The organism is Lentzea jiangxiensis (assembly GCF_900104175.1).
GTDB classification, from domain to species: Bacteria; Actinomycetota; Actinomycetes; order Mycobacteriales; family Pseudonocardiaceae; genus Lentzea; species Lentzea jiangxiensis.
This window is the reverse complement of sequence record NZ_FNIX01000011.1, coordinates 33,362-52,224: the sequence shown is the minus strand read 5'-3', so window position 1 is coordinate 52,224 and position 18,863 is coordinate 33,362. Positions and strand designations below refer to the sequence as shown.

Annotated in this window: 25 protein-coding genes; 6 read left to right on the top strand and 19 right to left on the bottom strand. The window is 70.0% G+C overall.

From position 1 onward, the window contains the following. Positions 1 to 92: 92 nt before the first annotated feature. Positions 93 to 1,478: a glycine--tRNA ligase gene (locus BLQ91_RS25385; protein ID WP_090100814.1), complete on the bottom strand. Its 1,386-nt coding sequence runs from the start codon at positions 1,476 to 1,478 to the stop codon at positions 93 to 95. A gap of 91 nt (positions 1,479 to 1,569) precedes the next feature. Here BLQ91_RS25385 and BLQ91_RS43415 point away from each other — a divergent pair, with 91 nt between their 5' ends. After that, positions 1,570 to 2,244 (top strand): tetratricopeptide repeat protein, encoded by a 675-nt coding sequence (locus tag BLQ91_RS43415; RefSeq protein WP_143022802.1) that lies wholly within the window; start codon positions 1,570 to 1,572, stop codon positions 2,242 to 2,244. Here the strand turns inward: BLQ91_RS43415 and BLQ91_RS25375 are convergent. Then, the gene (locus BLQ91_RS25375) at positions 2,228 to 2,605 is read right to left on the bottom strand and encodes an antibiotic biosynthesis monooxygenase family protein (protein WP_090100494.1); all 378 of its coding nucleotides are present in this window, start codon (positions 2,603 to 2,605) and stop codon (positions 2,228 to 2,230) included. The genes BLQ91_RS43415 and BLQ91_RS25375 overlap by 17 nt on opposite strands. Positions 2,606 to 2,622: 17 nt before the next feature. Between BLQ91_RS25375 and BLQ91_RS25370 the strand changes: the two genes are divergently transcribed. From BLQ91_RS25370 to BLQ91_RS25360, 3 genes are read left to right on the top strand one after another with little or no spacing between them, the layout of a single operon-like run. Then, on the top strand, positions 2,623 to 2,901 hold the full coding sequence (locus BLQ91_RS25370; RefSeq protein WP_245733800.1) for a hypothetical protein: 279 nt from the start codon (positions 2,623 to 2,625) through the stop codon (positions 2,899 to 2,901). 11 nt (positions 2,902 to 2,912) lie between these two features. After that, positions 2,913 to 3,263, top strand: a complete 351-nt coding sequence (locus tag BLQ91_RS25365) for an ArsR/SmtB family transcription factor (protein WP_051768539.1) — start codon at positions 2,913 to 2,915, stop codon at positions 3,261 to 3,263. Then, positions 3,260 to 3,658: a Fur family transcriptional regulator gene (locus tag BLQ91_RS25360; protein ID WP_090100492.1), complete on the top strand. Its 399-nt coding sequence runs from the start codon at positions 3,260 to 3,262 to the stop codon at positions 3,656 to 3,658. The genes BLQ91_RS25365 and BLQ91_RS25360 overlap by 4 nt, the downstream gene beginning before the upstream one ends. Before the next feature lie 30 nt (positions 3,659 to 3,688). Here BLQ91_RS25360 and BLQ91_RS25355 read toward each other — a convergent pair whose 3' ends face one another. The 11 genes from BLQ91_RS25355 to BLQ91_RS25305 are packed head-to-tail and all read right to left on the bottom strand — an operon-like array spanning position 3,689 to position 12,060. Further along, entirely contained in the window at positions 3,689 to 4,393 is a 705-nt protein-coding gene (locus BLQ91_RS25355) for a TIGR03943 family putative permease subunit (RefSeq protein ID WP_090100490.1), read from the bottom strand. Beyond that, entirely contained in the window at positions 4,390 to 5,400 is a 1,011-nt protein-coding gene (locus tag BLQ91_RS25350) for a permease (protein ID WP_090100488.1), read from the bottom strand. The genes BLQ91_RS25355 and BLQ91_RS25350 overlap by 4 nt, the downstream gene beginning before the upstream one ends. Further along, positions 5,397 to 5,822 carry a hypothetical protein gene (locus BLQ91_RS41615; RefSeq protein ID WP_176959953.1) on the bottom strand — a complete coding sequence of 142 codons (426 nt, stop codon included), beginning with the start codon at positions 5,820 to 5,822 and terminating at the stop codon, positions 5,397 to 5,399. Before BLQ91_RS41615 ends, BLQ91_RS25350 begins: the two co-directional genes overlap by 4 nt. A 23-nt stretch (positions 5,823 to 5,845) precedes the next feature. Beyond that, a complete protein-coding gene (locus tag BLQ91_RS25340) occupies positions 5,846 to 6,244 on the bottom strand; it encodes a YbjN domain-containing protein (protein ID WP_090100486.1) in 399 nt (132 codons plus the stop codon). Further along, entirely contained in the window at positions 6,241 to 7,065 is an 825-nt protein-coding gene (locus BLQ91_RS25335) for an isoprenyl transferase (protein ID WP_090100484.1), read from the bottom strand. Before BLQ91_RS25335 ends, BLQ91_RS25340 begins: the two co-directional genes overlap by 4 nt. A 48-nt stretch (positions 7,066 to 7,113) precedes the next feature. Beyond that, on the bottom strand, positions 7,114 to 7,866 hold the full coding sequence (gene recO / locus BLQ91_RS25330) for a DNA repair protein RecO (protein ID WP_090100482.1): 753 nt from the start codon (positions 7,864 to 7,866) through the stop codon (positions 7,114 to 7,116). Positions 7,867 to 7,881: 15 nt separating this feature from the next. Continuing rightward, on the bottom strand, positions 7,882 to 8,778 hold the full coding sequence (era, locus tag BLQ91_RS25325) for a GTPase Era (RefSeq protein WP_090100480.1): 897 nt from the start codon (positions 8,776 to 8,778) through the stop codon (positions 7,882 to 7,884). A 43-nt stretch (positions 8,779 to 8,821) separates the two neighbouring features. Next, positions 8,822 to 9,154, bottom strand: coding sequence for a cytidine deaminase (locus tag BLQ91_RS25320; protein ID WP_090100478.1), 333 nt, complete (start codon positions 9,152 to 9,154; stop codon positions 8,822 to 8,824). Then, positions 9,147 to 10,436, bottom strand: a complete 1,290-nt coding sequence (locus BLQ91_RS25315) for a hemolysin family protein (protein WP_090100476.1) — start codon at positions 10,434 to 10,436, stop codon at positions 9,147 to 9,149. Before BLQ91_RS25315 ends, BLQ91_RS25320 begins: the two co-directional genes overlap by 8 nt. A 23-nt stretch (positions 10,437 to 10,459) precedes the next feature. After that, positions 10,460 to 11,005 carry an rRNA maturation RNase YbeY gene (gene ybeY, locus BLQ91_RS25310; RefSeq protein ID WP_090100474.1) on the bottom strand — a complete coding sequence of 182 codons (546 nt, stop codon included), beginning with the start codon at positions 11,003 to 11,005 and terminating at the stop codon, positions 10,460 to 10,462. 5 nt (positions 11,006 to 11,010) lie between these two features. Continuing rightward, a complete protein-coding gene (locus BLQ91_RS25305; RefSeq protein ID WP_090100472.1) occupies positions 11,011 to 12,060 on the bottom strand; it encodes a PhoH family protein in 1,050 nt (349 codons plus the stop codon). A gap of 145 nt (positions 12,061 to 12,205) precedes the next feature. Here BLQ91_RS25305 and BLQ91_RS25300 point away from each other — a divergent pair, with 145 nt between their 5' ends. After that, complete coding sequence (locus tag BLQ91_RS25300) at positions 12,206 to 12,955, top strand: GNAT family N-acetyltransferase (RefSeq protein ID WP_090100470.1); 750 nt, start codon at positions 12,206 to 12,208, stop codon at positions 12,953 to 12,955. A gap of 13 nt (positions 12,956 to 12,968) precedes the next feature. Further along, complete coding sequence (locus BLQ91_RS25295; protein ID WP_176959952.1) at positions 12,969 to 13,751, top strand: GNAT family N-acetyltransferase; 783 nt, start codon at positions 12,969 to 12,971, stop codon at positions 13,749 to 13,751. Here BLQ91_RS25295 and BLQ91_RS25290 read toward each other — a convergent pair. From BLQ91_RS25290 to hrcA, 6 genes are all read right to left on the bottom strand, one after another. Beyond that, complete coding sequence (locus tag BLQ91_RS25290; protein WP_090100465.1) at positions 13,748 to 14,065, bottom strand: histidine triad nucleotide-binding protein; 318 nt, start codon at positions 14,063 to 14,065, stop codon at positions 13,748 to 13,750. The genes BLQ91_RS25295 and BLQ91_RS25290 overlap by 4 nt on opposite strands. 9 nt (positions 14,066 to 14,074) lie before the next feature. Further along, positions 14,075 to 14,665 carry a TetR/AcrR family transcriptional regulator gene (locus BLQ91_RS25285; protein ID WP_090100463.1) on the bottom strand — a complete coding sequence of 197 codons (591 nt, stop codon included), beginning with the start codon at positions 14,663 to 14,665 and terminating at the stop codon, positions 14,075 to 14,077. Positions 14,666 to 14,674: 9 nt separating this feature from the next. After that, complete coding sequence (locus BLQ91_RS25280) at positions 14,675 to 15,331, bottom strand: alpha/beta hydrolase family protein (protein ID WP_245733799.1); 657 nt, start codon at positions 15,329 to 15,331, stop codon at positions 14,675 to 14,677. A gap of 499 nt (positions 15,332 to 15,830) precedes the next feature. Further along, positions 15,831 to 16,562 (bottom strand): 16S rRNA (uracil(1498)-N(3))-methyltransferase, encoded by a 732-nt coding sequence (locus tag BLQ91_RS25275; RefSeq protein ID WP_090100459.1) that lies wholly within the window; start codon positions 16,560 to 16,562, stop codon positions 15,831 to 15,833. Beyond that, positions 16,559 to 17,707, bottom strand: a complete 1,149-nt coding sequence (gene dnaJ, locus BLQ91_RS25270) for a molecular chaperone DnaJ (protein WP_090100811.1) — start codon at positions 17,705 to 17,707, stop codon at positions 16,559 to 16,561. The genes BLQ91_RS25275 and dnaJ overlap by 4 nt, the downstream gene beginning before the upstream one ends. A gap of 41 nt (positions 17,708 to 17,748) precedes the next feature. Next, complete coding sequence (hrcA, locus tag BLQ91_RS25265) at positions 17,749 to 18,771, bottom strand: heat-inducible transcriptional repressor HrcA (protein WP_090100457.1); 1,023 nt, start codon at positions 18,769 to 18,771, stop codon at positions 17,749 to 17,751. Positions 18,772 to 18,863: the final 92 nt, after the last annotated feature.

Genomic DNA, 18,863 nt, shown 5'->3' with positions numbered 1-18,863 from the left:
CTCCGCAGGTGTGCGCCGAGCTCTGGCCCGGCGCGCGTTGAGCGCGGCGCTGGGCGTCAACGGGTGACGCCCAGCGACCCGTCCTGCTCGGATCAGCAGCCCACCAGGCGCGCGGCCAGGTAGGACTCCAGCTGGTCCATCGCCACGCGCTCCTGCGACATCGTGTCGCGCTCCCGCACCGTGACGGCGAGGTCGGTGAGCGTGTCGAAGTCGACCGTGACGCAGAACGGCGTGCCGATCTCGTCCTGGCGGCGGTAGCGGCGGCCGATGGCGCCGGCGTCGTCGAAGTCGACGTTCCAGTTGCGGCGCAGGGCCGTCGCGAGGTCGCGGGCCTTCGGCGAGAGGTCGGCGTTGCGCGACAGCGGCAGCACCGCGACCTTCACCGGCGCGAGGCGGCGGTCGAGCTTGAGCACGACGCGCTTGTCCACGCCGCCCTTGGCGTTCGGGGCCTCGTCCTCGGTGTAGGCCTCGAGCAGGAACGCCATCATCGGGCGGCCGACACCCGCCGCCGGCTCGATGACGAACGGCTTGAAGCGCGAGTTCGTGGCCTGGTCGAAGTACGACAGGTCGACGCCCGAGTGGTTCGAGTGCGTGGTGAGGTCGAAGTCGGTGCGGTTCGCGATGCCCTCGAGCTCACCCCACTCCTGGCCGCCGAACTGGAAGCGGTACTCGACGTCGACCGTCCGCTTCGAGTAGTGCGACAGCTTTTCCTTCGGGTGCTCGTAGTGGCGCAGGTTCTCCTTGGAGATGCCCAGGTCCGTGTACCAGCGGGTGCGCTCGTCGATCCAGTACTGGTGCCATTCCTCGTCCGTGCCGGGCTCGACGAAGAACTCCATCTCCATCTGCTCGAACTCGCGGGTGCGGAAGATGAAGTTGCCCGGCGTGATCTCGTTGCGGAACGACTTGCCGATCTGGCCGATGCCGAACGGCGGCTTCTTGCGCGACGTCGTCTGCACGTTCAGGAAGTTCGTGAAGATGCCCTGCGCGGTCTCGGGGCGCAGGTAGTGCAGGCCCTCCTCGGTCTCGATCGGACCGAGGTGCGTCTTGAGCAGGCCGTTGAACATCTTCGGCTCGGTGTACCGGCCGCGCGTGCCGCAGTTCGGGCACGGCACGTCGGAGACGTCGCCCTCGGCGACCTGCTTGCCGGTGCGCTCCGCGTACTCCTCGGACAGCGTGTCGGCTCGGAACCGCTTGTGGCACGACTCGCACTCGACCAGCGGGTCGACGAACGCCTCGACGTGACCGGAGGCGACCCACACGTCACGGGGGAGGATGACCGACGAGTCCAGGCCGACGACGTCCTCGCGGCCGCGGACCATGAAGTTCCACCACTGGCGCTTGATGTTGTCCTTCAGCTCCACGCCGAGAGGTCCGTAGTCCCACGCCGAGCGGGTACCGCCGTAGATCTCCCCGCACGGGTAGACGAACCCCCTGCGCTTGCAGAGGCTGACAACGGTTTCGATGCGATCGGCGGGCAAGGAGAACTCCATCGGGGATGAGAATCGGGGGCTCAATCCTAGCCCGTCACGTCGAGCCCCGAACGAGCGACCGGAGCCTTACCCTGCAGGAATGGAAGACCGGCTGCGAGAGCTCTGGGACTTCGCCGACCTGGACGGCACCGAGGCGAGGTTCCGCGCGTTCCTGGGTGACGTCCAGACCGACGACGAGCGGGCGGAGGTGCTGACCCAGCTCGCCCGGGTCGAGGGCCTGCGGGAGAACTTCGCCGCAGGTCATGCCCTGGTCGACGAGGCGGAGGTGCTGGTGGCCCCCGACTCGACGGGCCGGGTGCGGGCGTTGCTCGAACGCGGCAGGCTGCACCGCTCCGGCGGCGAACCCGAGGCCGCTCAGCCGCTGTTCGTGGCGGCGTTCATCCTGGCCAAGACCCGCGGCGACCTGTCGCTCGCCGTCGACGCCGCGCACATGGCGTCGCTGGTCGACGACCCGGAGAAGTGGACGAAGCAGGGGCTCGAGATCGTCGTCGCGAACCCCGGGCTGGTGCGCTGGCTCGGGCCGCTGCACAACAACCTCGGCTGGTTCTACTTCGAGAACGGCCGCTACGACGAGGCCCTGGAGGCGTTCGAGAAGACGCCCGAGGCGTACGCGGAGAGCGGCAAGGCCAAGACGCTGCACGCGCTGGGCCGCACGGAGGAAGCCGCGGCGGCCGCACGCAGGGCGCTGGAGCTCCTGCCCCACGACTCGCACGACGAGTGGGTCGAGGAGATGGAGGCTATCGCCGCGGGGTAGCCGGGCCCGCGGCCTCACCGAGCCGCACCGTGAACGCGTCCTCGGCGAGCACGCTCGTGTGCGCCTCGACCTCGCCGTCCGCGCTGGTCAGCGTCGGCTCGTACATCGCGGGCTCGTCGGTCAGCGCCTCGGACAGCAGCGGGACCACGTGTTCGCGCACGGGGAACGGCGACATCGCGCGCCGGTAGGCCACCACGGAGTCGAACTCGACCGTCAGCACCCACCGGTCGTCCTCGTCGGTGGACCGCGCCAGCGTGCCCTTGCGGCACCCCGGCTGGGCCGTCAGCAGCTTCAACGCCTCCTCGACGCGCGAGGTGAACGTCTCGGGGTCGGAAACGCGGAAGCGGCACACGAGCAGCACGGTGCAAGGATGACACGGTGACCTCCAAGCGCCCCCTGCTGCCCGGCGACGGCCCGCTCGCACGCGTCCGCCCTGTGGTGGCGTTCGTGCTCGTGCTCGGCCTGTTCGTCACGGGCGTCCTGGTCGGCGGTCTCGTCGGCGCCGTCCTGCTCGGCGTGCTGATCCTCGCCGCCGGGGTGCTGCTGGCAGCCACCTGGAAGGTTCTTTCACCAGGTCAGCGCACATTGCGCGTGGTGGTCCTGATGGTACTGCTCATCATCACCGTAGAATTGGTTGTGAAAATCCCTACCAGGTGAGGTGCGCCGCCATGACCGTCCAGTTGCACGGCGAGCACTCCCCCGAACGCGCGGCCCCCGCGCCCGCCCCGCCCCGCCCCGCGCACACCCTCGCCGAGGCAGGCGACCTGCTGCGCGCACTGGCCGCCCCCGTCCGCATCGCCATCGTGCTGCAGCTGCGGGAACACGACCGCTGCGTGCACGAGCTGGTCGAGGCGCTGGGAGTCGCGCAGCCGCTGATCAGCCAGCACCTGAGAGTGCTGAAGTCGGCGGGTGTGGTGCACGGCGAGAGGCACGGCCGCGAGGTCGTGTACCGGCTGGTGGACGAACACCTGGCGCACATCGTGGTGGACGCTGTGACGCACGTCGAGGAGAAGTTGTGACCGGACTGAGGTCCACCAAGCAGCGCACCGCGGTGTCGAACCTGCTCGACCAGCTCGACGACTTCCGCAGCGCCCAGGAACTGCACGAGGAACTGCGCCGCCGCGGCGAGGGCATCGGCCTGACCACGGTCTACCGCACCCTGCAGTCGCTCGCGGACGCGGGCCAGGTCGACGTGCTGCGCACCGACTCGGGCGAGGCGATCTACCGCCGTTGCTCGGCCCACCACCACCATCACCTGGTGTGCCGCCACTGCGGCCGCACGGTGGAGGTGGAGGGTCCCGCCGTCGAGAAGTGGGCGGACCGGGTGGCGGCGGAGAACGGCTTCTCCGAGGTCAGCCACACCGTCGAGATCTTCGGCACGTGCGCGGAGTGCACGGCCAAGGGCCTGAAGTAGCGGGTCCGGGGCGCCCGGCGCCCCGGACCGTCAGCTCTCGTAGGGCTCGACCGGTTCCGGCACCGAGGTGAACGACTCCACGGTGAAGCTCGGCACCCACGAGTTCTGCTCGTTGGCCGACTTCGGCACGACCTGCCCGGTCACCTCGACCCACTGCTCGTCGGCGATCGTGGGCACGTCCCCGGTCAGCTTCACCTTGAGCGGCCGGGCGTCGGCGGCGCAGCACGAGATCGCGAGCCGTGCGACGAACGTGCCGCCCTCCGAGCGCAGCATGAAGCCGGTCAGCCTGACCCGGCGGCCGTCGAGCGTGCCGGACTCGTCCCACGCCGTGCGCGTGACGAACTCCGTCATGGACAACGGGATGACGTCGCCGGACGGCAGCTCGCCCAGCAGGTTGCGGGACCGCTGCGTCTGGTTCGTGTCGGCGGCCGAGTTGACGACGTCGCCGCCCAGCGCGGGCGGCGAGATCAGGAACACCGCCATCACCGGCAACAGCATCAGCCACGTCGAGCGCGACGAGTGCGCGTGCTCGTGGTCGTGCTCGTCGGCCGCCTTGCCCCGGCGGATGTCCCGGATGATCGCGAACAGCGCGAGGCCGATCATGACCACGCCGGCCGCGATGAGCAGCGGCAGCAGGCTCTTCTGCACGTAGCGCAGGTACAGGCCCGAAAAGCTGATCTTCAGCAGCGCACCGCCGAGCAGGACCAGCAGGATGTTCTGGGTTTCCCGTCTCACAGCAGCACCACTCCCGACACGACGGCGCACAGGATCGCCACGACGAAGGTAGCGGGCGCGAAGCGGAAGGCGAAGGACTTGCCGAACGCCCCGGCCTGCAGCGCGATCAGCTTCACGTCGACGGCCGGGCCGACGACGAGGAACACCAGGCGCGGCAGCAGCGGCAGCGCGGAGAACGCCACCGCCACGAACGCGTCGGCCTCCGAGCACAGCGCGAGGACCACGGCCAGGAACGCCATCACGATGACGCCCAGCACGATCTGACCGCCCAGGGTCTGCATCCAGGCGACCGGCACGAACGTCTTGAACGCCGCCGCGAACAGCCCGCCCAGCACCAGGAATCCGCCGGCGTCGACGAGGTCGTGCCGCGCGCTCTCGGCGAAGACGGCCCACTTGTTGCGGCCCGTGTGGTCCTCCAGGCGCGCCAGGGCGCGTTCGGCGATCCACTCGGCCTTGCCGAAGCGCACCCACAGCCAGCCCATGACCATCGCGGTCAGCAGCGACCCGGCGAACCGGGCGACGACCATCATCGGGGTGTCGTTGAACGCCACCGCCGTCGACACCAGCACGATCGGGTTCACCGCGGGCGCCGCCAGCAGGAACGTCAGCGCGACCGCCGGGGCCACGCCCTGCTGCATGAGCCGCCGGGCGACGGGCACCGAGGCGCACTCACAGCCCGGCAGGGCCACGCCCGCGACACCGGCCACGGGCACGGCAAGCGACGTCTTCGACGGCAGCAGCCTGCGCAGGACCGAGGCCGGCACGAACGCCGCGATGGCGCCGGAGATCAGCACGCCCAGCACGAGGAACGGCATGGCCTGTACGCAGATCGCGACGAACACGGTCGAGGCGGTGCGCAGCTTCGGCACGTCGAGCAGGTCGACGAGCCGGGACTGGAAGAGCAGTGCGAGAACGAGGATCCCGCACAGCACCTCCAACGACGTGATCTTCAGCCGAGGCCCGCCGGAGCGCCGCCTCGGCGAGCGGATCTCGCCGGTGATCGTCATTCCGCGTCCAGGTCCAGGAGTCGGCGGTACGTGCGCGCCATGCCCTCGCGGATCTCCTCGGGCGAGGGCGGCTCGGCGAACTCCGCCTCTTCCTCCTCGAGGTCGTCCTCGTCGTCGAAGTCGACCGGCGTGCCGTTGACCGTCTCGTCGTCGGCGTCCTCCTCGAGGGCGGCTTCGCGCAGCTCCTCGATGGTGGCGCTGACGTCCTCGGCGCTCAGGGCGGGCAGCATCGGCTTCACGATGGCCAGCACACCGCCCTCGGCGTCGTCCAGGGCCACGGCCTCGGCCAGCGCGACGGCGTGGTCGCGCTCGTACGGGCCGCAGATGAACGAGTCCCAGTCGTCACCGCCCGACGGCTCGAACGTGACGGTCCACGGGAACTCGTTGACGTCCGAGTCCTCTTCCGGCTCGTAAATGATCACGCCACCCATGGAAGGGTCCTTTCTCAAGAAAACCGGGAGAGGAGCTCGCCGCGCACCTGCGACGCGGTCGACACGACCAGCATGAGCAGCGTGCTCAACGGCTCCGGTTTGAGGCCGTCCGCCGGGAACGCGTAGCGCAGCATGACGTCCGTGCCGCGCTCGGAGTGGATCACGCCGAGCGTGCCGAACAGACCCTGGCCGGCGCGTTCAGCGACCCACGCGGCCGCTTCGGCCGGCAGGTCCCACGCGACGACCACCGTCAGCGAGAGCACCGTCAGGCCCTCGGCCAGCTCCATGCCCTGCACCGCGCACGGCACGTCGCCGTGGCGGAAGCTCAACGCGCCGTCGTCGTCCACGGACACGTCGTGGAACAGCTCCAGCGCCTTGCGCGCGGCCTCCAGGGCCTCACCGCTCGCGTTCACGACGACACCACCTCGTCCTCCGGCTTGTCGACGGCACCGCCGAAGCGCCGGTCGCGGCCCGCGAACTTCTCGCAGGCGCGCCACAGGTCGCGGCGGTCGAAGTCCGGCCACAGGATGTCCTGGAACACCATCTCGGCGTACGCGGACTGCCACAGCAGGAAGTTCGAGATGCGCTGCTCGCCCGACGGCCTGATGAACAGGTCGACGTCCGGCATCTCCGGCGTGTAGAGGTGCTTGGCGAGGGTGCGCTCGTCGACCTTGTCCGGGTTGAGCTTCCCGGCGGCGACCAGGCGCGCGACCTCGCGGGCGGCGTCACCGATCTCCGCGCGGCCGCCGTAGTTCACGCACATCACGAGGTTGAGCACGTCGTTCCCGGCCGTGCGGACCTCGGCCTCCTGCAGCTGCTTGATGACGCTGCCCCACAGGCGCGGCGCACGGCCGGCCCAGTGGATGCGCACCCCCATCTCGTCCAGCTCGTCGGTGCGGCGCGCGATCACGTCGCGGTTGAAGTTCATGAGGAAGCGCACCTCCTCGGGGCTGCGCTTCCAGTTCTCCGTGGAGAAGGCGTAGAGGGAGAGCCACTTCACGCCCAGCTCGATGGAACCCCTGGCGACGTCGAGCACGACCTGCTCACCGCGCTTGTGGCCCTCGACCCGCGACAGGCCGCGCTGGTTCGCCCAGCGGCCGTTGCCGTCCATCACGATCGCGATGTGCTTCGGCACCAGGTCGGCGGGGATGTCCGGGGGCGTCGCACCGGACGGGTGCGGCTCCGGCGGGCGCGGTACGCGCTTCTCACGCTCGGAGCGGCGGCGACGCAGCATTGGACCAGGCATCCTTTCGACCGAAAACCGTTGTCGACTCGCGCCACCCTAGCCGTCCGCCGGCTGCGCCTTCCGCTCGACCAACGGCAACGAACGCAACTGCCGTTCGAGGTGCCACTGCAGATGGGCCGCGACCAGCCCACTCGCGTCACGGCGGGCGATGTGCGGGATCTCGTCGACCACGGTCCACTGCCCGTGCAGCAACGCCGACAGCAACGTCAGCGTGTCCTGCGACGGCGACGACGACCCCGCGGGACGGCAGTTCGGGCAGCACGAGCCCCCGGCCTGGATGCTGAACGCCCGGTGCGGACCGGGATCGCCGCACTTCGCGCACTCGTTCACAGCGGGCGCCCAGCCCGCGAACGCCATCGCACGCATGAGGAACGCGTCCAGCAACAACGACGGGTCGCGCTCAGCACCCGCCAACGCCCTGAGAACCCCCACGACCAGCATGTACAGCCGCAGCACCGGCTCGCCCTCTTCGGCGCTGAGGCGGTCCGCGGTCTCGACGATCGCGCACGCGGCCGTGTAGCGCTGGTAGTCCTTCACGATCCCCACGCCGAACGCGTCCAGCGTCTGCACCTGCGTGATGATGTCGAGCGTCCGGCCGGGGTGGAACTGCACGTCGACGTGGCAGAACGGCTCCAGCCGCGCACCGAACTTCGACGACGTCTTGCGCACGCCCTTGGCCACGGCGCGGAGCTTGCCGTGGCGCTGGGTCAGGAAGGTGATGATCCGGTCCGCTTCACCGAGCTTCTGCACGCGGAGCACGATGCCGGTGTCGCGGTACAGGTTCGCCATCTGCAGCCCCGCCGTCTAGAAGCCCAGGCGGCGCAGCTGCTTCGGGTCGCGCTGCCAGTCCTTGGCGATCTTGATGTGCAGGTCCAGGTACACCCGGCTGCCCAGCAGCCGTTCGATCTGCTTGCGCGCCGCCGTGCCGACCTGCTTGAGCCGCTCACCCCGGTGCCCCAGGATGATCGCCTTCTGCGACGGCCTCTCCACGAACACGAACGCGTGAATGTCGATCAGGTCGTTCCGGCCCTCGCGCGGCTGCATCTCCTCCACCACCACGGCGATGGAGTGCGGCAACTCGTCGCGCACGCCCTCCAGCGCGGCCTCGCGGATGAGCTCGGCCACCAGCGTCTGCTCCGGCTCGTCGGTCAGGTCGCCGTCCGGGAACAGCTGCGGGCCCTCGGGCAGCTTCTGCAGCAGCAGGTCGCTGAGCTTGTCGACCTGGAAGCCGTCGACCGCGGAGACCGGGATGATCTCGGCGAACTCCATGACCTTCTGCAGCGCGAGCAGCTGCTCCATCACCTGCTGCTGCGACACCAGGTCCGTCTTCGTGACGATGCCGACGACGGGCGTGCGCTTGGCGACCTTCTCCAGCTCGGCGGCGATGAACTTGTCACCGGGCCCCACCTTCTGGTCCGCGGGCACGCAGAAGCCGACCACGTCGACCTCCGACCACGTCTCGCGCACCAGGTCGTTCAAGCGCTGGCCGAGCAGCGTGCGCGGCCGGTGCAGACCCGGCGTGTCGACGAGCACGAGCTGGCCGTCCTCGCGGTGCACGATGCCGCGGATCGTGTGGCGGGTCGTCTGCGGCTTGCTGGACGTGATGGCGACCTTCGTGCCCACCAGCGCGTTCGTCAGCGTCGACTTCCCTGCGTTCGGGCGGCCGACGAAGCACGCGAACCCGGAGCGGTAACCATCCATCAGTCCATTGTCCCTCTACCCGCTTCGGGCCGTGCGCTGACCCTCAGACCTGCTCGCGCACCTCACCGGAGGTGTCCGCGAGGAACACCGGACCGGTCGGCGTGAGGTCGCGGACCGCCGCCAGCGACTCCGCGTCCACCGTCGTGCCCCCGGTCACCACGACGGCCGCCTCCAAGCCCTCGGCACCGCTCGACACCGCCGCGGCGACAGCGGCCTGCAGCGCCGTCAGCTTCAACGACGGCAGCGAGACCGTGGACGCGTTGTACGTGCGACCGTCGAGGTCGCGCACCGCCGCACCCTCCGCAGCGCCGTTGCGCGCACGGACCGAGCGCGCGAGCGTGACGAGCTTGGCGTCCTCGGGATCGATGTCAGTCATCTTCTTCTGTCTCCTTCTGCACGGGACGCACGAGCACAGTGGTGACGCGGATGCGGCCGCGCACGTCCTTGCCGCCCTCCGCCCGCATGCGCAGACCCGCGATCTCGGCCTCGGTGCCGGGCAGCGGCACGCGCCCGAGCCGCTGCGCGAGCAGGCCGCCCACCGTCTCGACCTCGTGGTCGTCGAGTTCGGTGCCGAACAGCGCGTCCAGGTCGTCCACCGGCAGGCGCGCGCTGACCCGCACCGCGCCGTCCTCCAGGTGCTCGACCGGCGGCCGGTCGTCGGTGTCGGACTCGTCGGTGATCTCGCCGACGATCTCCTCGAGGATGTCCTCGATGGTCAGCAGGCCCGCGGTGCCGCCGTACTCGTCGACGACGATCGCCATGTGCTTGCGGGAGACCTGCATCTCGCGCAGCAGGTCCGCGATCGGCTTCGAGTCCGGGATGAAGCTCGTCGGGCGCATCAGCTCCGCCACGGTCTTCGGGTCCTCGCCGTCGGCCAGCGTCGCCCGCATGAGGTCCTTGAGGTTCACCACGCCGAGCACGTCGTCGACGCTCTCCCCGATCACCGGCAGGCGCGTGTAGCCGGTGCGCAACGACAGCGCGAGCGCCTGCCGCACCGACTTGGCGTGCTCGATCCACACGATCTCCGTGCGCGGCACCATGATCTCGCGCGCGATGGTGTCCCCCAGCTCGAACACCGAGTGGATCATCTCGCGCTCGCCCTCGTCGACGACGCCGCGCTCCTGCGCCATGTCGACGAGCTCGCGCAGCTCCACCTCGGAGCTGAACGGGCCCTCGCGGAAGCCCCTGCCGGGCGTGATCGCGTTGCCGATCAGGATCAGCAACTTCGACAGCGGCCCGAGGACCCGGCCGAGCTGCCGGACGGTGCCCGCGGCGAGGAGCGACACGGCGTACGGGTGCTGACGGCCGAGGGTGCGCGGTCCGACGCCGACGAGCACGTACGACACGATGAGCATGCTCAGGCACGAGTACAGGACGGCGAGCCCGTCCTCGGCGACGTAGTCGAGGAACACCGTCGTGACCAGCACCGCCGCCGACATCTCGCACGCCAGGCGCAGCAGCAGCAACAGGTTGACGTGCCGCGGCCGGTCGTTGAGGACGTGCAGCAACTGACCGGTACCCCAGCGCCCCTGCCGTTGCAAGGACTCCACCCGTGCACGTGACACGGTGCCGAGAGCGGCATCCACACACGCGAACAGACCGGCGGCCAGAACGAGCACAACGGCCAGCACGATCACACTGGCAGGGTTCGCGCTCATGATCCAGTTTCTCTAGGGGGACTTCAGACTTCTTCGTTCTTCTCGTCGAGCCCGACCGCGCCGAGCACCTTGTCGTCGGCGCTGCGCTGGTGCGCGGCCCGCTGGGCCTCGTCACGCGCGGTGCGGAAGTCCGCGAGGATGCGGTTCTGCAGGGTGAACATCTCGCGTTCCTCGGCGGGCTCGGCGTGGTCGTAGCCGAGCAGGTGCAGCACGCCGTGCACGGTCAGCAGGTGCAGCTCGTCCAGCAGGCTGTGACCGGCCTTCTTCGCCTGGTCCTTGGCGAACGCGGGGCACAGCACGATGTCCCCGAGCAGCGCGGGACCGAGCCCCGCGGCGTCGGGCCGGCGCGCGGAGTCCAGCTCGTCCATGGGAAAGGCCATGACGTCCGTCGGACCCGGCAGGTCCATCCAGCGCTCGTGCAGGTCCGCCATCACGTCCAGCTCGACGAGGAGGACGGACAGCTCGGCCAGGGGGCTCACGCCCATGCGGTCCAGCGCGAAGCGGGCGGCGGAGACGATGGAACCCTCGTCGACCCCGACACCCGACTCGTTGGCGATCTCGATGCTCACGGCGCCTATCGTCCCCGGCGCTGGTTCCCCCGGCGTGCACCGGGTCCGTGGTGTTGCCCGTTCTGGTCGAGGGCGTCCTGCTGGACCTGCCACTTGTCGTACGCGTCGACGATGTCGCCGACCAGGCGGTGGCGCACCACGTCCTGGCTGGTCAGCTCCGAGAAGTGCACGTCCTCGACGCCGTCGAGGATGTCCCGCACGACCCGGAGGCCGCTGCGCTGTCCGCCCGGGAGGTCGACCTGGGTCGTGTCGCCCGTCACCACCATCTTGGAGCCGAAGCCCAGCCGGGTGAGGAACATCTTCATCTGCTCGGGCGTGGTGTTCTGCGCCTCGTCGAGGATGATGAACGCGTCGTTCAACGACCGGCCGCGCATGAACGCCAGGGGCGCCACCTCGATCGTCCCCGCCTGCGTGAGGCGCGGGATCGACTCCGGGTCGACCATGTCGTGCAGCGCGTCGTACAGCGGGCGCAGGTACGGGTCGATCTTCTCGTAGAGCGTGCCGGGCAGGTAGCCCAGCCGCTCGCCCGCCTCGACGGCCGGACGGGTGAGGATGATGCGGTTGACCTGCTTGGACTGCAGCGCCTGCACGGCCTTGGCCATCGCGAGGTAGGTCTTGCCGGTGCCGGCGGGACCAAGGCCGAACACGATCGTGTTCTTGTCGATGGCGTCGACGTAGTGCTTCTGGTTCAGCGTCTTCGGCCTGATCGTGCGGCCTCGGCGGCTCACGATGTCGAGGCTCAGGACCTCCGCGGGCGACTCGACGTCGGTCTCGTTCAGCATCGCGACGATGCGGCGGACGGCGTTGTGGTCGATGACCTGGCCGCGGCTCGCGAGGGTGATGAGCTCGGAGAAGACGCGTTCGGCGAAGGCCACGTCGGCGGGGTCGCCGGACAAGGTGATCTCGTTCCCGCGCACGTGCACGTCGGCGTCGAGCAGTTCCTCCGCGAGCCGGAGGTTCTCGTCGCGCGACCCGAGCAGCGTGAGCACCGCGCCTTCCGGTACGGCGAACCGGGACTGACCTTCCTTGTTGCTCTGCTGTGTTTCTTCGGCCACGAGGCCCCGGCCTGCTTCCTGTCGCTCGGATCTGGTGCCGTCGATGCTAGTCCGGCCGAAAATGGGTGGCTACCGCTTTGCTCACCGTGTGTGCTCATCGACCGTGGAGATCCGCAGGCTTGGTGTCGACGACGTACCCGAGTGCATGAAGCTCATCACGGACCGCGGCTGGACCTGGACGCCCGAGCAGTGGGAGATGATGCTCGCCCTCGGTCCCGGTTACGGCGCCTTCGACTCGTCCGGGCTGCTCGGCACGGCGTTGACGACGCCTTATCCCGAGATGCAGGCGATCAGCGGCGTTCTGGTGGCGTCGCGGGCGGAGCGCCGGGGCATCGGCACGCGGCTGATGGCGAGGACGCTGGAGGTCAGTCCGTCCGTTCTGTACGCGACGGAGGTGGGGGAACCACTGTACGCCCGGCTCGGCTTTCACCCGGTCGGGGCATCGGTCTCCTACCGCGGCGTGTTCACCGGTTCCGCTCCCGGCGTGTCGCGGCCGGGCACGCCCTCGGACGTCCCGGTCCTCGCCGAGCTCGACCGGGAGGTCAGCGGGTACACGCGGCCCGTGCTCTGGGACCGGCTGCTCGACCCGTCGTCGCCGTACGACGTGCTGGTGTCGGACTCCGCCGTGGTCGCCACCAGGCCGAACCCCACCGGTGTCACGATCGGTCCGCTGATCGCCCCGGACGCCGCGGCCGCCTGCGAGTTGCTGGCGGACGTGACGGCCGGTGGTGGCGACGTCCGGGTGGACACGGACAGCCCCGACGTGGCCGCGTTCCTGCTGGAGAACGGCTTCGGCAAGATCGAGGGCGGCTGCACGCTGATGGTGCACGGCGCCGCGGACGTGCCGGGTGACCGCGCGCGCTACTTCGCGCCCGCCTCACACGCGCTCGGATGACCTCGGGGGACCTGTGGAACTGCGCAGACTGGCGAAGGACGACATCACCGCGTGCTCCGACCTGGCCGAGAGCCGGTCGTGGCCACGTGAGGAGAGCAAGTGGGAGTTCCTGCTCGCGCACGGCGAGGGCTGGGGGCTGTTCGACGAGGAGGGTCTCGTCGGCACGACGATCGTGACGCGCTACCCGGAGCTGGCGTCGATCAGCATGGTGCTGGTCGCCGAACGCGCGGCGCGGCAGGGGCACGCCCGCCGGTTGGTGTCGCACGTGCTGGGCACGGGTGTCTCGACGTTGTTCGCGACGGAGATGGGTCGTCCGCTGTACGAGCAGCTGGGCTTCCACGCCGTCGGCTTCACGGACATCCACGCGGGCACGTTCACGGGACCGGCGGCCGGTGTGTCGCGTCTCGCCGCAGAGGCGGACCTCGACGACGTGGTCGCGCTCGACACGAAGGTCACCGGTATCACGCGGCCGTACCTGTGGGAGTGGTTGCTGAGGATGGGCACCATCCGGATCTCCGGTCACGGCGTCGCGGGCACGTGGCAGGTCCGCGCCCAGCGGATGCTCATCGGGCCGGTGATCGCGGACACGCCGGCGGACGCGTGCGCGCTCATCGCCGACTGCGCCGCGGATGTCCCGAGCGTGCGCGTCGACGTGCACGACCCGCAGGTGATCGCGTTCGTCCGGGCGAACGGGATGGAGTCGTGGGGCGAGGCCACCTGGATGGTCAGGGGCGCCGAGGAGCTCCCCGGTGACCGCGCCCGCTACCGCGCTCCCCTGCTGCAGGCGCTGGGCTAGAGACGCCGGCCGCCCAGCAGGTGCAGGTGGGCGTGGAACACCTCCTGCCCGCTGTCCGGTCCGGTGTTGAACAGCAGCCGGTAGCCCGACTCGGCGACGCCCTCGGCCTCGGCGACCTCCTTCGCGGCGGCGAAGAGGTCGCCGAGCTGGTCACCGTCCAGGTCGACGGCGTTCGGCACGTGTTCGCGGGGGATGAGCAGCACGTGCACGGGCGCCTTGGGCTGGATGTCGCGGAACGCGAGCGTCGTCTTGGTCTCGTGCACGACGGTCGCGGGGATCTCGCCGCCGACGATGCGGCAGAACAAACAGGACATGCCCCGACGCTAGGCGAAGATGCGGTCGAGCTGCTCGTCGACGGCCTCGGCCATGTCCTCGGCGGTGAGCTCGTCGGGCCCGAGCCGGTGGTGGATGTTGAGGCCGTCGACCAGCACGACGAGGCGCCGGGCGGCCTTCACCGGCACGACGCCGTCCCGCAGCTCACCGGCTTCCTGCGCCGCCGTGAGCACCCGTGCGATCCCGTCGTACAGCTCGCGTGTGCCGCGGCGCTCCAACTCGTGCAACGTCGGTTCGACCATCGCCCGCGGGAGGAACGACAGCAGCACCGCGGCCTCCGCCTGGCGTTCGTCGTCGACCGCCAGCATCTCGTGGGCGATGGCCCGCACCACCTCGCGGTGGCCGGCGGTGGTGCCGATGCGCTCCAGCCGTGCGAGGAACCGCCGGTACGCGAGTTCCATCGCGAACCCCAGCAGCGCGTTCTGCGTCGGGAAGTAGTGCCGCAGGGACCCGCTCGACCACCCGGACTCCGTTGCCACGGCGCGCACCGAGGCGTGGTCGATGCCGTCGCGCCGCACGATGCGCCACACCGCCTCGGCGAGTTCGCGGCGGCGTTGCTCGTGGTCGACAACCTTGGGCACCGGCTTTTTCTAGCAGTCGCGGGCGAGGCCGCGGACAGCCGTCCGGCACCGCTCCCAGGCCTCGGTCCCCGGCGTGATCACGTCCATGTGCCCGGCTCCTGCGACGACCACGAGTTCGGCCTGCGGCTCGGCGGCGCAGAACGCGACGGACTGCTCGACGGGCACGTCCTCGTCGCGGTCGCCGTGCACGCAGACGACCGGCTTGCCGATGGGGATCAGCGCGGTGGGCGAGGCCTCGGCGAACTGCTCCTCGGTGCACAGCTCGAGCGCCCGCGGCGTGATGTGGCGGGTGAAGTCCAGCACCGCCGCCTGGGCGACCGCCCCGGCCACGCGCGCGCTGTTCTTGGCCGCCCACACGGCGAGGTGCCCGCCCGCGCTGTGGCCGAGCGTCACGACGGGTCCGAGGTCGACGGCGTCGATGGCGGCGAGGACGTCCTGCCCGGTCTGCGGCCATCCCCCGCCGCCGCTCACCCGGCGGTACTCGACGTTCCAGACGGCGAACCCGTCGGCGACGAGCGCCTCGGCGAGCGGCCGGCCGAGTTCGAGGCCGTAGCGCTGGTGCCAAAAACCACCGTGAATGACGACAACGGCACCCTGGGCAGCGCCGGTCGGAAGGGAAAGTTCACCGAACTGGCTGGGGTGGTCACCGTAAGCAATTCTCTGCACACGCAGAAAGTACGGGAAGAACGCGCCGGACTTGTCAGACCTCGTGAGTACGTTGAAACGCAGGGGTTCCCAATCAGGGGGTACCCCTGCGAAAGCGTGCCCGCACGCGTGTGTGGAGCCTGCGGCGCGATCCGTGAGCCTGAAACTCAAAGACTGCAACATGCGCCGAGATGCCGCCTCAGGCCCGTGACCTGCACTGAGAGCTACCGCGCAGTGACTCGTCACATCAGCCTGCGCGCCACGCGAAGTCTTCGAGCCCGGAAAACAAAAGGGGCGCCTCGCGGTCCGAAGCCTGGGGGTCGCTTCGCCGCGAGGCGCCGACGCCGGACCGAGGGGGGAGGTGTCCGGCGAGTCCTTTGCCAGAAGGCCTAATCGTCTACTCCGTTTCCGGATAGACCAATCAGCCCCTCTGCGATCCAGGGTAACCCCACCCGCCTGGGATTCGCTACATCTTCCGTCAAGCCAATCCATCCGATGTTCATCTTCGGAGTGAACGGGGTCACCACCGGGACGTGAGTACCCCGAGCGCACCGAGAGCAACCGCGGCGGCGGTGGATGCACGCAGAACGGTTGGGCCCAATCGGACGATCCGCGCACCCGAGGACCGCAAGGTGTCGAGCTCCTCCTGCGTGATCCCGCCCTCGGGACCGACGACGAGCAGCACGTCTCCGGAGGCGGGCAGTTCGACGTCGGCGAGCCGCTCGGTGGCGCTCTCGTGCAACACGAGCGTCAACGCCGAGGACGACACGCGATGGGAGAGCTGTGTCGTGCTCACGGGTTCGTCGACCGACGGCACCCGCGCGCGCCGGGCCTGCTTCGCCGCTTCGCGGACCGTGGACCGCCAGCGCCCCAACGCTTTCGCGCCGCGCGGGCCGTCTTCCCACTTCGTGATGCACCGGGAAGCGCGCCACGGCACCACACCGTCCACACCGGCCTCGGTGGCCAGTTCGACGGCGAGCTCACCCCGGTCGCCCTTCACCAGCGCCTGCGCGAGCACGACGCGCGGCGACGGTTCGGGCTCGACCCAGCGCTCGAGCACGCGCAACGACAGCTCGGCGCGGTCCACCGCCGTCACCGAGCACCGCACCTGCGTGCCGGAGCCGTCGGACAGCACGAGCTCCTCACCGACGCGCAGCCGCTTGACGGTCGCAGCGTGCCGGCCTTCCGGGCCGTCCAGCACGAAGTCCTCGCCGGACGGCAGCGCCTCGACGAGGAAGACCGGCAGGGTCACCGGTTGCCGCGCGAGGCCCGCAGGCGGGAGAACAGCCCGCCGCCGCCCTTGCCGTTGTGCGACAGCGAGGGTTCGTTCTCGCCGCGCAGCTCGGCCAGGTCGCGCAGCAGCGAGGCCTGCGCCGCGTCGAGCTTCGTCGGGACGACGACCTCGAGGTGCACGTGCAGGTCGCCCCGACCGTCGACGCGGCCGGTGGAGCGCAGCTTCGGCATGCCGCGGCCCGTGAGCACGAGCTGCGTGTTCGGCTGCGTGCCGGGCTCGATCTGCAGCTCTTCCTCGCCGTCGAGCGTCTTCAACGGCAACGTGGCACCCAGGGCGGCCGTCGTCATCGGGATCTGCACGACGCAGTGCAGGTCGGCGCCGTCGCGTTCGAAGATCTCGTGCGGGTGCTCCTCGACCTCGACGTAGAGGTCACCGGCCGGGCCACCACCGGGGCCGACCTCGCCCTGGCCCGCCAGGCGCACGCGCATGCCCTCGGCGACACCGGCGGGGATGTTCACGGAGATCGTGCGGCGTGACCGCGTGCGGCCGTCACCGGCGCACTGCTGGCACGGGTCGGGGATGACCTCGCCGAAGCCGCGGCAGACCGGGCACGGGCGCGACGTCACGACCTGGCCGAGGAACGACCGCTGCACCGACTGGACCTCGCCGCGGCCGTGGCAGGTGTCGCACTGGACGGGCTTGGAGTCGTTCTGCGTGCCCGCGCCGTGGCAGCGGTCGCAGAGGATCGCCGTGTCGACCGTCAGCTCGCGCGTGGCACCCGCCGCGCACTCCTCCAGCGTCATGTCGAGCCGGATGAGCGCGTCGGAGCCGGGCTGCACGCGGCTGCGCGGCCCGCGGCCACCACCGGACGTCGCGCCGAAGAACGCGTCCATGATGTCGCCGAGACCGAAGCCGGAGAACGGGTCACCGCCGGCGCGGCCACCACCGCCCGAGTCGAGGGGGTCGCCACCCAGGTCGACGACGCGGCGCTTCTCGGGGTTCGACAACACCTCGTAGGCGGCCGTCACCTCCTTGAAGCGGGCCTCCTCGCTGGGATTGACGTCCGGGTGCAGCTGCCTCGCGAGCTTGCGATAGGCGCGCTTGATCTCATCCTGTGTCGCGTTCTGCGAAACACCGAGGATGCCGTAGTAATCCCTGGCCACCTTGTTCGCTTTCGTGTTCATCTTTCAGATCAAAGTCCTGGTCAACGACCGGTCAGGATCTCACCGACGTAGTTGGCGACCGCGCGCACGGCCGCCATGGTCCCGGGGTAGTCCATGCGCGTCGGTCCGACGACGCCAAGGCCACCGAGGGGGTTGTCGCGGCTGCCGTAGCCGATGGACACCACGGAGGTGCTGCGCATCTCGGCTGCCTCGTTCTCCTCGCCGATGCGCACGAGCACACGACCGGGGTCGCGGCTCGCGGCGAGCAGTTTGAGCACGACGACCTGTTCCTCGAGCGCCTCCAGCACCTGCCGCAGAGAGCCGGGGAAATCCGTGATGTTGCGCGTGAGGTTCGCGGTGCCGCCGAGCACGAGCCGTTCCTCGGGGTGCTCCACCAGTGTCTCGATCAGCACGGTGGCCACCCGCAGCATCGGGTCGCGCAGGGTCGTCGGCACCTCGTCGGGCAGTTCGGCGACCTTGGCACTGGCCTCGGCCAGCCGCTGCCCCGCCATCGCCTGGTTCAGCACACCGCGCAACTGCGCCGTGTGCTCCTCGCTGATCACGTCGCCCAGCTCGACGATCCGCTGGTCGACGCGGCCGGTGTCGGTGATCAGCACCAGCATCAGCCGCGACGGCGTGATCGGCAGCACCTCCAGGTGGCGCACGGCCGCGCGGGACAGCGTCGGCACCTGGATCACCGCCACCTGCCGGGTGAGCTGCGCGAGCAACCGCACGCTGCGGCGCATCACGTCGTCGAGGTCGAGCGCCCCGTCCAGGAAGCTGCGGATCGCCCGCTTCTCCGCCTGCGAGAGCGGCTTGACCTCGCTCAGCTTGTCGACGAAGAGCCGGTACCCCTTGTCCGTGGGCACGCGCCCGGCGCTGGTGTGCGGCTGGGCGATGTAGCCCTCGTCCTCCAGCGCCGCCATGTCGTTGCGCACCGTCGCGCTCGACACGCCCAGGTTGTGCCGCTCGACCAGGGCCTTCGACCCGACGGGCTCCTGGTTGGACACGTAGTCGGCGACTATGGCGCGCAGCACCTCGAACCGACGCTCATCGGCGTTCACCGCTGTTCACCTCCGTGTCCACTGCTTCCGAGTTTACCCAGCCGGATTCGTGACCGGTGCCCGCTCCGAACCTCTGAGCGGGCTCCTGGGGC

Bases quoted from the DNA above. Each gene is read 5' to 3' on its own strand.
- BLQ91_RS25335 (WP_090100484.1), bottom strand. From the start codon at position 7,065: ATGCTGCGTCGCCGCCGCTCCGAGCGTGAGAAGCGCGTACCGCGCCCG.
- BLQ91_RS25320 (WP_090100478.1), bottom strand. From the start codon at position 9,154: ATGACTGACATCGATCCCGAGGACGCCAAGCTCGTCACGCTCGCGCGC.
- BLQ91_RS25300 (WP_090100470.1), top strand. From the start codon at position 12,206: ATGAAGCTCATCACGGACCGCGGCTGGACCTGGACGCCCGAGCAGTGG.
- BLQ91_RS25350 (WP_090100488.1), bottom strand. From the start codon at position 5,400: ATGACGATCACCGGCGAGATCCGCTCGCCGAGGCGGCGCTCCGGCGGG.
- BLQ91_RS25315 (WP_090100476.1), bottom strand. From the start codon at position 10,436: ATGAGCGCGAACCCTGCCAGTGTGATCGTGCTGGCCGTTGTGCTCGTT.
- BLQ91_RS43415 (WP_143022802.1), top strand. From the start codon at position 1,570: ATGGAAGACCGGCTGCGAGAGCTCTGGGACTTCGCCGACCTGGACGGC.
- BLQ91_RS25290 (WP_090100465.1), bottom strand. From the start codon at position 14,065: ATGTCCTGTTTGTTCTGCCGCATCGTCGGCGGCGAGATCCCCGCGACC.
- recO (WP_090100482.1), bottom strand. From the start codon at position 7,866: ATGGCGAACCTGTACCGCGACACCGGCATCGTGCTCCGCGTGCAGAAG.
- BLQ91_RS25365 (WP_051768539.1), top strand. From the start codon at position 2,913: ATGACCGTCCAGTTGCACGGCGAGCACTCCCCCGAACGCGCGGCCCCC.
- era (WP_090100480.1), bottom strand. From the start codon at position 8,778: ATGGATGGTTACCGCTCCGGGTTCGCGTGCTTCGTCGGCCGCCCGAAC.